We start from the raw sequence: 12,169 nt of genomic DNA, 5'->3' as shown, positions 1-12,169 counted from the left end.
CGCCTCTCAGGATCACATGGCGAGGCCGACGCGCAAGTCGGCTGGCCTACCCTAAAGGCATGGACTTCTCGGCACCGCTGGCGCTGGCGCGCTTTTTGTACGGCTTCTCCCTGGCATGGGCGGTGGCCGCAATTCTGCTGTCGATGAGCGCAGGTTGTCTGCTGATGCTGCGATGGATCATGCGCACCCACCAGGAGGACTACCGTCAGGATCTCATCAGCGGCATCGTCGTCCTGGCGTGCGTGACCCTGGGCCTGATGGCCTGTTATGCGGCGGGGCACGCCCTGCATGCCTGGTTCGGCGCAGGTCGTTGGGCAGGGGGGCGCCAGGATTGGCTGGCTGGTCAGCATCATGTCTCGGCTGCGGCGCTGGTGGGAGCAACGGTAGCGGCAGGCCTGATGGCGGCCGGGCCGCGCCTGTGGCGACGCTGGCGCGCGCGTGGCGAAGCTGCAGGGTCCAAGCCGCCGAAGGCGGCCGGCAAATCCGTCGCGCCGGCCACCAAACGGACCCCGAAAGCGGCCGCCGGGCGCGCTGCGAGCCAGGCAGCAGCCATGCATGGCCCGCGGCGCGCCGGACTGGGCTGGGCGGCGCTTTTTCTGCTGGCGGCGGGGCTGTTATTGCTGGCCTTGCTGCATATCGTGGCTCCGCTGCTTGACATCGGCGCCGGCGGCGCGACCCCGGAGGTGCCGGATGACGTGGCTGAGCGGGCGCGTCCGCTGTACTACCTCGCTGCGGCGCTGCTGTCGGCAGGCGGGCTGGCACTCGCAGGCTGGTGGCGTTGGCGCGGTCCGTTTGAGGAGCAGCGCCGCAAAGTCAGGTAACCTAGCTCGGAATATCCCGCCAGGCAGTCATTTTTCATGGATTTCCAAGACGGACATCAAACGTGTACAAGGCTTTCCAGACTGCCCGAGCCCGCCAGTGGCGTTACCTGGCCACCATTTCGGTACTGCTGCCGGTATTGATATGCCTGCTGCTGGCCTGGATCAGCGCCCAGCGCCTCAATGCCAATGCCGGCAGCAATGAAGCCGCCACGGTACGACACCAGATCGAACGCATCCTGAGAGAAGCCGGCATCGCCGTGGACATCATGATGCCGCAGCTCGCGCGCGACTGCCCGTCGCTGCAGCTCGGCCTGGCCCGCATGGCCAGCCAGCGTCCTTATTTCCGATCATTGATGATGTTCGAGAAACAGGCGCCATTCTGCTCATCGCTGCTGGTTACGCCGCTGGACAGCCAGCAGCGCTGGAACCTGAGTTTCAGCCGCAGTCTGCGGGTGATCGAGAACACGCCGGTTGCCTTCTCCTATCCCGGCCTGTTGCTCAGCGACTACGACCCCAAGACAGACCGGCACGCCGTGGCCGTGGTCGATGGTCAGTACCTGCAGGACATGATCGATTCGGTCGCCGCGCTCGACGGCCATTTGATCGAGGTGCGTATCGATGGCGCGCCGGGCTTCGCCAGCCGGCCGGTGCCGGATGGCTTCGTCAAAGGCAGTGAGGTCGAGCTCTGGAAGGAGAGCTTTGTTGCGGCCGGCGCGCATTTCGTCATCCTGGTTGAGGCCTCTGATCGTCTGGTGTGGGCGACCTGGCTGCGACTGCTGGCAGCCTTTCTGCCGGCAGCGCTGGTCATCGGCTTGCTGCTCGCATGGGTGTTGTCGCGAGTGCAGCGCCAGCGATTGTCTTTCGGCGAGCAGATTCATGCCGCCATGCGGGCCGGGGAGTTCTATATGGCCTATCAGCCTGTGTGCGAGGTGCAGGGCGCGCGCTGCGCCGGGGTGGAGGCCCTGATGCGCTGGGAGCGCCCGGGTTACGGCTCCGTCAGCCCGGGAGTGTTCATCCCGGCCGCCGAAGTCGAAGGCGCCATCGTTGCACTGACCCGCCACGCCATGGAGCTGATCGAGAAAGACTGGGCCGCGATGAGCCTGCCGTCGTCCTTGCATATGGGGTTGAATATCGCCGCCGAGCATCTGGTGCAGCCCACATTCCCGGAAGAAATGCTGGCGTTCAAGCAACGGCTAGGCCCGACAGGCCCCAAGCTGGTGCTGGAGCTCACCGAGCGCAGCATGGTGGAGGATACCGGGCGGGCCCAGGACAACATTGCCCGCCTGCGGGCGGGCGGCATGCTGGTGGCGATCGACGATTTCGGCTCCGGGTACTGTTCGCTTTCCTATCTGCAGCAGTTTCCGGTGGATTTCCTGAAGATAGACAAGGTGTTCGTCGATGCCATCGTGAACGCGCAGCAGGAGTCGCCGATACTGGACCTGATTCTGACGCTGGGGCAGCGCCTGCAACTGGCCGTGGTGGCAGAAGGCGTGACGACGCCGGCCCAGTACACCTATCTGAGCGCACGCCAGGTCACCTATGTGCAGGGTTACCTGATCGCCCGCCCGATGGCTGCCAACGTGCTGGCCTGCTGGTATCTGCGCCAGGGCCAGGACGTCATGGCCGGAAAATTGCCGGATGCAGATGAAAACGCCGGCTCCGAGGAGCCGGCGTAGGCACTGAGCACGGGGTGCTTAGTTGCTGTGGGGCGGGTAGTCGAGCTCGCCGAAGGTGTATTCGCCGTTGGCCTTGGCCTGGGCCAGTTCTTCGCGCACCTGGGCGCGGGTCTTGGTGCTGGTGACGGCCTGGGCGGCAGGGTAGTCAAGCTCGCCAAAGGTATATTGGCCGTTGGCCTTGGCTTGCGCCAGTTCTTCGAGCACCTGGGCGCGGGTCTTGGCATTGGCATCGACGCGGCCATAGACGCCGTCATAGGGCGTGTTGTTCGGTTCGGTGTTGTCGGAGGCGTGGGCGCCACCAGCGATAACGGCCATGGACATCAACAGGGCAGAGGTTAGGACTTTCATTACGATCTCCATAAGTATAGGTGAGATGGGATCGGACCCGGCGGAGAAGCCGTCAAAGTTCGTTTGTGTTTCCCAATGACTGCATTGTCCTCGCGTCTCGCCCTAGGATAAACCCGGAATTCTTGAAAAGATTATTCCATTTATGGTGGTAATCGGCGATATAAACTCGGATATCCACCATTGAAACCTGATTGTAGCCATTGGAATGGCTCGTCAACCTTAATGGGAGCGAAGCGATCGGGCCCATTCTTTCTGCCCCCGGTACGAATCCGAACAGGAACGCGCAGACTCGCGCCGGACCGGGGCGATGGCCCCGCTCAGGACGCGTCCCGGACTGTCCCGATATAATTGAGGATTCGCCTGTAAATCGGGGGCTTTTGCCCCGCTTCCTTTACGCGTCCACGCGTCTTTCCCAATGAAAAAACTCAGCGCAATTCTCCTGGCTTCCACTTTGCTCGCAGCATGCGGCGACAAGGCTCCGCAAGAGAGCGCGGCTGCCGCGCCGGCTGCGCCCGTCAAAGTGGTGGTGGGCCTGGATGACAACTTCCCCCCGATGGGTTTCCGCGATGACAAGAACCAGCTGGTCGGGTTCGATATCGACATGGCCAAGGAAGCCGGGCGCCGCCTGGGCCTGGAGGTGGAGTTCAAGCCGATCGACTGGAGCGCCAAGGAAGCCGAGCTCAATGGCAAGCGCGTCGATGTTCTCTGGAACGGCCTGACCATCACGGAAGAGCGCAAGAAGAACATCGCTTTCACCGCACCCTACATGGCCAACCACCAGATCATCATGGTGGCCGAAGCCTCTCCGATCCAGAACAAAGCCGATCTGGCCGGGCAGGTCCTGGGCGCACAAGAAGGCAGCAGCGCCGTGGACGCCATCAAGAAGGATGAGCCGGTCTACCAAAGCCTGAAGGAACTGAAGCTGTTTGGCGACAACGTTACCGCGCTGATGGATCTGTCGGCCGGTCGCCTGAACGCCGTCGTGGTGGACGAAGTGGTGGGGCGCTACCTGGCTTCCAAGCGCCCGGGCGAGTATCGCGTGCTGGTCGAGAACTTCGGCACCGAAGATTACGGAGTGGGTGTGCGCAAGGATGACACCGAACTGCAGGGCAAGCTGGACAAGACGCTGGGCGACATGAAGCAGGACGGCACGTCCGGCCGCATCGCCACCCATTGGTTCGGCGCCGACATCATCAAGTAAGGGCGACGGGCGGCCGTCACAGCGGCCGCCTCGCGACTCATGGATTACGTCCTCTCTCTATTGGGGCCCATGGCCGACGGCGCCAAGGTCACCCTGACGCTGTTCTTCATTACGCTGGCCCTGGCCGTGCCGCTGGGTCTGGTGCTGGCTTTGGCGCGACTGTCGCGATTCAAGCTGCTGTCGCGTCTGGTCAACGGCTATATCTGGCTGATGCGCGGTACGCCGCTGATGCTGCAGCTGCTGTTCGTCTATTTTGCCTTGCCTTTCGTGCCGGTGATCGGCGTCAGGTTGCCGGATTTCCCGGCGGCCGTCGTGGCCTTTGCGCTGAACTATGCGGCGTATTTCGCCGAAATCTTTCGCGCCGGCATCCTGGCGGTGGATCGCGGGCAGTACGAGGGCAGCAAGGTGCTGGGAATGAGCTATTTCCAGACCCTGCGCCGCATCGTGCTGCCGCAGATGGTGCAGCGCGTGCTGCCGCCCATGAGTAACGAGACCATCACCCTGGTCAAGGATACGTCGCTCATCTATGTACTGGCGCTCAACGATATTCTGCGCACCGCACGCGGCATCGTGCAGCGCGACTTCACGACCACGCCATTCCTGGTGGCGGCGGCCTTCTATCTTCTGATGACGCTGGTGCTGACCTGGTTCTTCCAGCACCTGGAAAAACGCTATGCCAAGTACGACCAGTAGCACGCCCATGATCGAAGCGCGAGGCATCGTCAAGGCCTTCGGCGCCGTGACCGTGCTCGAAGGCGTGTCGCTGACCCTGCAGAAAGGCGAAGTCGTCGCCGTGATCGGGCCCTCGGGGTCGGGCAAGAGCACCTTCCTGCGCTGCCTGAACCATCTGGAAACCATCGATCGCGGCAGTATACGCATCGAAGGCGATACCCTGGCTGACGATGGCGACGGTGGCGCCAGCCGCTATCCTGCCGAGGCCGAAGTGCGCCGGATCTGCCGCAAGATGGGCATGGTCTTCCAGTCCTTCAATCTGTTCCCGCACATGACGGTACTGCAGAACATCATCGAGGCGCCCATGACGGTCAAGGGCCTGAAGCGCGATGAAATTCTGCCCAAGGCCGAAGAACTGCTGCGCAAAGTGGGCCTGCTCAACAAGCGCGACAATTATCCTTCCCGCCTGTCGGGCGGCCAGAAACAGCGCGTGGCGATTGCCCGGGCGCTGGCCATGGAGCCGGACATCATGCTGTTTGACGAGCCGACCTCCGCGCTCGATCCCGAACTCACCGTGGAGGTGCTGCGCACCATGCGCCAGCTTGCCGAAGAGCATATGACAATGCTGGTGGTGACCCACGAAATGGGGTTCGCGCGCGAAGTCGCCCACCGGGTCATCTTCATGGACCAAGGCCGGATCGTCGAGGAGGCGCCGGCCCGTGAGTTCTTCGACTCGCCGCGCCATGCCCGCAGCCAGAGTTTCCTGGGGCAGATGCTCTAGAAGACGAGACCGGCTGACGCACCGGCCGACCGTTGCGGGCAGTCCGGGCGACGCGATGCTCGCGCCGGAGAGTTCTGCGGCCGGCGCCTCGACGGACCAAAGCGTCTCGAGGAAATGCCGGTTATCCAGGCTAGCGACCGATAGCGGATGTTCCAAATGGAACGGCGCCACCCGCTTGGGGGTGGCGCCGTGCGCACAGCCAGTGGGGCCGCAGGTCAGTTCTGGGCGAGCAGCTCCTTGCTGCGTGCGCGCTGACGCACTGCCGAGGTGACCAGCAGGGCGATCAGCAGCACGCAGGCCACGATGAAGCCCAGGCTGATGGGACGTTCGACGAAGATCGACAGTTCGCCGCGCGAGAGCAGCAGGGCGCGGCGGAAGTTTTCTTCGACCATGGGGCCCAGCACGAAGCCCAACAGCAGCGGCGCCGGCTCGAAGCGCAGGCGGATGAAGAAGTAACCCGCCACACCGAAGAACGTCACCATCGCCACGTCGAACAGGTTGTTGTTCGTGCTGTAGACCCCGACGCAGACGAAGAACAATGCTGCGGGGAACAGGTAGCGGAAGGGTACGGACAGCAGGCGCACCCACATGCCGATGAGCGGCAGGTTCAGGATCAGCAGCAGGATGTTGCCCACCCAGAAGCTGGCGATCAGGCCCCAGAACATGTCGGCGTGTTCGATCATCATCTGCGGACCCGGCTGGATGCCGTGGATGATGAGCGCGCCCAGCATCAGCGCCATGACCGGGTCGCCGGGGATGCCCAGGCTCATGGTCGGGATGAAGCTGGTCTGCGTGGAAGCGCTGGTGGCTGCTTCCGGACCGGCAATGCCTTCGATAGCGCCACGGCCGAAGCGTTGCGGCTCGCGGGCGACCTTCTTCTCGGTCGCATAAGAGATGAAGGAGGCAATGGTCGGGCCGGTACCCGGCAGGATGCCGAAGGCCGCGCCAATGGCCGTGCCGCGCACCAGGGCGCCGCGCGACTGCTTGATGTCGCCCGGCTGCGGACGCATCGCGCTCATGCTGATCTTGGTGTTGGTGATCACACCGCCATCGCCGACCTGGTTGATGTTCTTCAGGAAGTCAGCCACGCCGAACAAGCCCATGGCCAGCGCCACGATCTGCAGACCGTCGCTCAGTTCGATGATGCCGAAGTGAAAACGCATGGTGCCCGTGTTGACGTCGGTGCCGACCACGCCCAGCAACAGGCCGACCACCACCATCGCCACGCCTTTGATGGCCGAACCCTTGGCCAGGGTCGCGCCAGCCAGCAGGCCCAGCATCATCATCGAGAAGTACTCGGCCGGGCCGAACTTGAAGGCCACGTCGACCAGCAGCGGCGAAAACAGGATCATTGCGATGATCCCTACCGAAGCGCCGCAGAACGACGAGAACATCAGCATGAACAGGGCCGAGCCGGCCTTGCCATTGCGTGCCAGCGGGTTGCCGTCCAGGCAGGCTACCGCGTGCGAGGCGGTACCCGGCAGATTCAGCATGATGGAGGTGATGCCACCGCCGTACTGCGAACCGTAGTAAATGCCGGCCAGCATCACCAGGGCCGCCGTGGGCGTCATGGTGTAGGTCAGCGGCAGCAGGATGGAGATCGCGGCCAGCACGCCCATGCCCGGCAACACGCCGATCAGGTTCCCCATGAAGACGCCGAAGATCGCCCACATGAGGTTGTCGAGCTGGAACGCGATGCCGAAGCCATGCATCAGGTTGTCGAGAATTTCCATGGCATCAACCCCAGCGGAACAGCGGGAACTGCAGTTGCAGGCCCCAGGCAAAAATGGCGACACCCAGGATGGTCACGCCGATCGACAGCAGGGCTGCCGTCTTGACGGTGTGTTGACGATCGCCCAGTGCCGAAATGAACACCAGGGCCAGCGTGGCCGGCACCAGGCCGCCATACTCACCCAGCACCATGAAGGCGATCAGGCCGCCCAGGATGCAACCCCAGCCACGCCATTGCGGCGGCGGATTCTCGTGCTCCTCCTCTTGCTCGTCGGGCGCCGGCGCGCGCAGGATCGCCAGCCCGAGCAAGGCGAGCAATACGCCCAGGATGGCCGGGAACATGCCGGGCCCCATGTGGGCCAGGGTGCCCAGTTTGTAGGTGGTGGCCTGTGCCAACGCCCCCAGGCCAAGGGCGATCATCACGCCTCCTGCCACCCACTCCCGGCGTTTTCGCCTGTTGTCCTGCTGCATCCCTGTTTCTCCTTTTATTGACTGACAAGGCTCTGAAATCAACCTGACTGAGAATTGACGTCAGGCTGACGTTCGGTTGAAAAGGCGTGCAGTCTAAAATTCGAAACTTCCGTTAGGCTTTCAAACCTGCTCTAAACAGGGCCTAACTTCGGGAAAATACCTAATAATTTCATTTAACTTTCATTAACCTTGCTTTCCGAAAGAATTCGCCAGAAATAGAAAAAGCGGCCCGAAGGCCGCTTTTTCAGTGCAGTTGAACGCGGTTAGGCGTATCAGCCGATCGAATCCAGAATGGCGTTGAGCGTAGCGCTCGGACGCATGGCCTGGCTCGTCTTGGCGGCATCGGCGTGATAGTAGCCACCGATGTCCACCGGCTTGCCCTGGGCTGCCTTGAGTTCCTCAAGGATCTTGGCTTCGTTGTCGAGCAGGGCCTTGGCCACCGGCGCAAACAGCTCGGCCAGCTCCTTGTCTTCGGTCTGCTCGGCGACGGCCTGGGCCCAGTACATGCCCAGGTAGTAATGGCTGCCGCGATTGTCCAGGCCGCCGACCTTGCGGTCCGGCGACTTGTTGTTGTCCAGGAACTTGCCGGTGGCCTGATCCAGCGTCTTGGCCAGCACGCCGGCGCGACGGTTGCCCGTGGTGCTGCTCAGGTGGTCCAGCGACGCCGCCAGGGCCATGAATTCGCCCAGCGAGTCCCAGCGCAGGAAGCCTTCTTCGAGGAACTGCTGAACGTGCTTCGGGGCCGAGCCGCCCGCACCGGTTTCGAGCAGGGCGCCGCCGGCCATCAGCGGAACGATGGACAGCATCTTGGCGCTGGTGCCCAGTTCCAGGATCGGGAACAGGTCCGTCAGGTAGTCGCGCAGGACGTTGCCGGTCACCGAGATGGTGTCCTTGCCGGCACGAATGCGTTCGAGGGAGAAACGGGTGGCTTCGACGGGCGACAGGATGCGCAGATCCAGGCCGCTGGTGTCGTGATCCTTCAGGTAGCGCTCCACCTTCTGGATCAGTTGCGCGTCGTGGGCGCGCTGCGGATCCAGCCAGAACACGGCCGGGGTATTCGAGGCGCGCGCACGGGTGACGGCGAGCTTGACCCAATCCTGGATGGCGGCATCCTTGGTCTGGCACATGCGCCAGATATCGCCCGCCTGCACGGCCTGCTCCAGCAGCACGGCGCCGCTGGCGTCCTGCACGCTCACCACGCCGTCATCGGCAACGATGAAGGTCTTGTTGTGCGAGCCGTATTCTTCGGCGGCCTGGGCCATCAGGCCGACGTTGGGCACGCTGCCCATCGTGACCGGGTCGAAGGCGCCATTGCGCTTGCAGTCTTCGATGACGGCCTCGTAGACGCCGGCGTAGCAGCGATCCGGAATGACGGCCTTGGCGTCCTGCAGCTTGCCGGCGGCATCCCACATCTTGCCGGAGTCGCGGATCATGGCCGGCATGGAAGCGTCGACGATCACGTCGCTGGGCACGTGCAGGTTGGTGATGCCCTTGTCGGAGTTCACCATCGCCAGGGCCGGGCGGGCCTGGTAGAGCGCCTCGATGTCAGCCTTGATGGCCGCTTGCTGCTCGGCCGGCAGGGCGCCCAGCTTGGCGTACAGATCGCCGATGCCGTTGTTGGCGTCGAAGCCGATCTGCTTGAGGGCGTCGGCGTGCTTGGCCAGCACTTCCTGGTAGAACACCGACACCACGTGGCCGAAAATGACCGGGTCGGAGACCTTCATCATGGTGGCCTTCAGGTGCACCGAGAACAGCACGCCCTGACGCTTGGCGTCTTCGATCTGGGCCTGCAGGAAGGCGCGCAGCTTGGCGACCGACAGCACGGCGGCGTCGATGACTTCGCCGGCCTTGACGGCGACCTTGTCCTTGAGCACCTGCTTGCTGCCATCGGCCTTGGTCAGGACGATGGACAGATCGCCGGCTTCGGCGAGCGTGGTGGATTTTTCGGAGCCGTAGAAGTCACCGCTGTCCATGCTGGCGACGTGCGCCTTGGAGTCAGCCGTCCAGGCGCCCATCTTGTGGGGGTGCTTGCGGGCGTAGTTCTTGACCGAGGCCGGCGCACGGCGGTCGGAGTTGCCTTCGCGCAGCACCGGATTCACGGCGCTGCCCTTGACCTTGTCGTAGCGGGCCTTGACGTCGCGCTCGGCATCGGTGGCGGGCTCATCCGGGTAGTCGGGCAGCTTGTAGCCCTGACCTTGCAGTTCCTTGATGGCGGCCTTGAGCTGCGGCATCGAAGCGCTGATGTTGGGCAGCTTGATGATGTTGGCTTCGGGCTTGAGCGCCAGGGCGCCCAGTTCGGCCAGGGCGTCGCTGACGCGCTGGGCTTCGGTCAGGCACTCGGGGAAGAGGGCGAGGATACGGCCGGCCAGCGAGATGTCGCGCGTCTCGAAGGTAATGCCGGCGGGCTTGGCAAAGGTCTGGATGATGGGCAGCAACGAACGGGTGGCCAGTGCCGGGGCCTCGTCGGTGAAGGTGTAGATGATCTTGGGAGTGTTAGACATAGTCTTTTTGACAGCCCGTGTGCGCTGCGCGCATCCGGACATACTTTGCGCGGTGCGCCGTAGAGTTTGTCGGGAGTGTGAAACAGGCGGATGACTCGCAGCCAGGGGCGGGCCGCAAGGAGGCGGCGTGGCGCATCGCCTGCGGGGTGCTCCTGGCCCGTGGCGGGCCATATCGTCCTGTCGGTGGGATCGCGCCGGCCTTATGAGCTGACCGACTGCAATCGCCACATGTCCTGATTGTAATGCCTGTACACGCTGTGCGGGCGCCGGCGCCGCGATCAGTCATGCCGTTTGACCCGCGCGGCGATGGCAACCTGCGAGCGCGCCTCGGCGCGCAGCGGCGCGTGCGCGGGCTGCGCTACGCGCCGATGGGCAGACGATTGGCCGGGCTGGGTGCGTCGCGGCCCGGCAGGATGGTTGTGCGCGCCCTGGGCGTGGTGGTGCTGGCCGTGGCCGCTGGACAGCTGCAGCAGGCGTTCGATCGACCACCCGCGTCCGCACAGCAGGCGGCGCGTCTGGCGCTGGTCCATCACTTCCGGGTCCGGTTGCGCGGGCAGCCCGTGGAGATGCTTGTCGGCCACGTGAACATAACCGTTCTCGTTCTGCCGCGCGAGCGATTGCCAGAGGGCGTGCGCCCCGGGCGACTGGCGCGCGCCGCTCAGCAGGCAATAGCCGGCCTGCAGTTCCCGGCGGTAGATCTGCGCAGCCAGGCCGCGGCGCTGATAGTGCGGCCGCAGGCGGGCATGGGGAGAGCGCAGCATGCGATCGACGCGGCGGTTGACCTCGATCAGGCGGTTGAAGATCACGCAGCCCACGAAGACGCCGTTGCTCGGATCCTCGATATAGACGAAGAACTCGCCATCGGCTTCCTGGCGCCAGAGCCGCAGGGGCAGGGGCAGTTCCTGGAGCGTGGCCAATGCCGGATCGAGACGGCCCTTGGCGCGCAGGCGCGCCTCCAGGGCGTCCAGTTCTTTCTCGACGACGGCAGGGTCCCAGTGAACGTCTATCCTCATGCCGCCTGTCCAAGACCGGGCATGGGCCCGGCCCACCAGCCGCTGCGCAGTTCGCGCGGCGTTTGATTGGCATGCACGCGGGCGCTGGATTCCCAGGCATGTTCGCAGACTTCCACGCCGGCATAGACGCCGTAGCCGTCCCCGGCCTGGATATCGCCCTCGGCGGCCAGGCTTTCACCGGCACGGATGCTGCCGCCGGCAAGGATGTCGCCGCGCGCCCGGATGCCCCAGCCCGCGCCAAGATGGCTGCCCACCCGGATCTCTCCGCCACAGTCGATGCCGTGGCCGGTGAGCAATCGCTGGCTGGCGTCGATGCTGCCGCCGACCTTCAGGCCTTTGTCGCAACGGAAATCCTCCGCCGCGCTGAGCGATTCTCCCACCGAGCAATCGCCCCCCACCTGGGCGGCGCCCTGGCAGAGCAGATCCCAGCCTGCACGCAGGCTTTCGCATTGCAGGCCGGTGGCGGCCTGCACATTCCAGTCGGCCTGGATCAGGCCGCCGGCCTGCAGCCGGCCTTCACTGCGCAGCGCGCCGCCACACTTGATGTCGCCGCCGGCGATGACGTTGCCGCCAGCGGAAATGCCCCCGCCCGCATGGATGTCGCGCCCCGCGCGCAGCACCGTGCCCACCTCGATGGCGCCGCGCACCCGGATGGTTCCGGCAAAGACCAGCGCTTCGGCGTCGACCTGATCGAGCGTCAGGACGGCATCGGTGGGACCGAACTGGTCCAGCAGCCAGCACGCGTCCTCGACGCGGCCGTCGGCCACCAGGGCGTTGAGGATTTCCTGATAGCTGCTGTCCTGGCGGGCGTTGCGTACATACCAGCGGAAACCGTCGGCGCAGGGCTGCTTGGCCTTGATGAAGGCCTTGGTGATGTCCATGCGTATATTCCTTCCCGCCCATGGCGGGAATCGTGGCCCGCGTATATCGGCAGACGCGGACGCACAGCAGGCG

11 protein-coding genes are annotated in these 12,169 nt (G+C 64.3%); 5 read left to right on the top strand and 6 right to left on the bottom strand.

The genetic code is table 11. The annotated features are described in order from the left end of the window. The first annotated feature begins 59 nt into the window (after positions 1 to 59). Together A7V84_RS01685 and A7V84_RS01680 are read left to right on the top strand one after the other, a co-directional pair. A complete protein-coding gene (locus A7V84_RS01685; RefSeq protein ID WP_063492253.1) occupies positions 60 to 821 on the top strand; it encodes a hypothetical protein in 762 nt (253 codons plus the stop codon). Positions 822 to 883: 62 nt separating this feature from the next. Further along, positions 884 to 2,497, top strand: coding sequence for an EAL domain-containing protein (locus tag A7V84_RS01680; RefSeq protein WP_063492254.1), 1,614 nt, complete (start codon positions 884 to 886; stop codon positions 2,495 to 2,497). An 18-nt stretch (positions 2,498 to 2,515) separates the two neighbouring features. Here A7V84_RS01680 and A7V84_RS01675 read toward each other — a convergent pair whose 3' ends face one another. Continuing rightward, positions 2,516 to 2,845: a DUF4148 domain-containing protein gene (locus A7V84_RS01675; protein WP_025516231.1), complete on the bottom strand. Its 330-nt coding sequence runs from the start codon at positions 2,843 to 2,845 to the stop codon at positions 2,516 to 2,518. A 415-nt stretch (positions 2,846 to 3,260) separates the two neighbouring features. Between A7V84_RS01675 and A7V84_RS01670 the strand changes: the two genes are divergently transcribed. Genes A7V84_RS01670 through A7V84_RS01660 form a run of 3 tightly spaced genes read left to right on the top strand, consistent with a single transcriptional unit; the run spans position 3,261 to position 5,499 of the window. After that, positions 3,261 to 4,046 (top strand): amino acid ABC transporter substrate-binding protein, encoded by a 786-nt coding sequence (locus A7V84_RS01670; RefSeq protein ID WP_025516230.1) that lies wholly within the window; start codon positions 3,261 to 3,263, stop codon positions 4,044 to 4,046. Positions 4,047 to 4,085: 39 nt separating this feature from the next. Then, positions 4,086 to 4,739 (top strand): amino acid ABC transporter permease, encoded by a 654-nt coding sequence (locus A7V84_RS01665; protein WP_025516229.1) that lies wholly within the window; start codon positions 4,086 to 4,088, stop codon positions 4,737 to 4,739. Positions 4,740 to 4,746: 7 nt separating this feature from the next. Further along, on the top strand, positions 4,747 to 5,499 hold the full coding sequence (locus A7V84_RS01660; protein ID WP_063492255.1) for an amino acid ABC transporter ATP-binding protein: 753 nt from the start codon (positions 4,747 to 4,749) through the stop codon (positions 5,497 to 5,499). A gap of 215 nt (positions 5,500 to 5,714) precedes the next feature. On the opposite strand, the gene A7V84_RS01655 is transcribed toward A7V84_RS01660, so the two are convergent. From A7V84_RS01655 to A7V84_RS01635, 5 genes are all read right to left on the bottom strand, one after another. Beyond that, positions 5,715 to 7,232, bottom strand: coding sequence for a tripartite tricarboxylate transporter permease (locus A7V84_RS01655; RefSeq protein WP_063492256.1), 1,518 nt, complete (start codon positions 7,230 to 7,232; stop codon positions 5,715 to 5,717). Between the two features lie 4 nt (positions 7,233 to 7,236). Beyond that, on the bottom strand, positions 7,237 to 7,701 hold the full coding sequence (locus A7V84_RS01650; RefSeq protein WP_025516223.1) for a tripartite tricarboxylate transporter TctB family protein: 465 nt from the start codon (positions 7,699 to 7,701) through the stop codon (positions 7,237 to 7,239). A 272-nt stretch (positions 7,702 to 7,973) separates the two neighbouring features. Further along, positions 7,974 to 10,202, bottom strand: a complete 2,229-nt coding sequence (locus A7V84_RS01645) for an NADP-dependent isocitrate dehydrogenase (RefSeq protein WP_025516221.1) — start codon at positions 10,200 to 10,202, stop codon at positions 7,974 to 7,976. Between the two features lie 278 nt (positions 10,203 to 10,480). Next, on the bottom strand, positions 10,481 to 11,215 hold the full coding sequence (locus tag A7V84_RS01640; RefSeq protein ID WP_063492257.1) for a hypothetical protein: 735 nt from the start codon (positions 11,213 to 11,215) through the stop codon (positions 10,481 to 10,483). After that, entirely contained in the window at positions 11,212 to 12,096 is an 885-nt protein-coding gene (locus tag A7V84_RS01635; protein WP_025516217.1) for a hypothetical protein, read from the bottom strand. Before A7V84_RS01635 ends, A7V84_RS01640 begins: the two co-directional genes overlap by 4 nt. Between the last annotated feature and the right edge of the window lie 73 nt (positions 12,097 to 12,169).

The sequence above is a fragment of the Bordetella trematum genome (assembly GCF_900078335.1).
Lineage (GTDB): Bacteria > Pseudomonadota > Gammaproteobacteria > Burkholderiales > Burkholderiaceae_B > Bordetella > Bordetella trematum.
Note: the sequence above shows the minus strand (reverse complement) of the source record. Positions and strands in the feature narration are given on the sequence as shown.

What these genes read in the sequence shown, in the direction of transcription:
- A7V84_RS01685 (WP_063492253.1), top strand. Translation starts at nt 60, where the DNA reads ATGGACTTCTCGGCACCGCTGGCGCTGGCGCGCTTTTTGTACGGCTTC.
- A7V84_RS01675 (WP_025516231.1), bottom strand. Translation starts at nt 2,845, where the DNA reads ATGAAAGTCCTAACCTCTGCCCTGTTGATGTCCATGGCCGTTATCGCT.
- A7V84_RS01670 (WP_025516230.1), top strand. Translation starts at nt 3,261, where the DNA reads ATGAAAAAACTCAGCGCAATTCTCCTGGCTTCCACTTTGCTCGCAGCA.
- A7V84_RS01665 (WP_025516229.1), top strand. Translation starts at nt 4,086, where the DNA reads ATGGATTACGTCCTCTCTCTATTGGGGCCCATGGCCGACGGCGCCAAG.
- A7V84_RS01660 (WP_063492255.1), top strand. Translation starts at nt 4,747, where the DNA reads ATGATCGAAGCGCGAGGCATCGTCAAGGCCTTCGGCGCCGTGACCGTG.
- A7V84_RS01655 (WP_063492256.1), bottom strand. Translation starts at nt 7,232, where the DNA reads ATGGAAATTCTCGACAACCTGATGCATGGCTTCGGCATCGCGTTCCAG.
- A7V84_RS01650 (WP_025516223.1), bottom strand. Translation starts at nt 7,701, where the DNA reads ATGCAGCAGGACAACAGGCGAAAACGCCGGGAGTGGGTGGCAGGAGGC.
- A7V84_RS01645 (WP_025516221.1), bottom strand. Translation starts at nt 10,202, where the DNA reads ATGTCTAACACTCCCAAGATCATCTACACCTTCACCGACGAGGCCCCG.
- A7V84_RS01640 (WP_063492257.1), bottom strand. Translation starts at nt 11,215, where the DNA reads ATGAGGATAGACGTTCACTGGGACCCTGCCGTCGTCGAGAAAGAACTG.
- A7V84_RS01635 (WP_025516217.1), bottom strand. Translation starts at nt 12,096, where the DNA reads ATGGACATCACCAAGGCCTTCATCAAGGCCAAGCAGCCCTGCGCCGAC.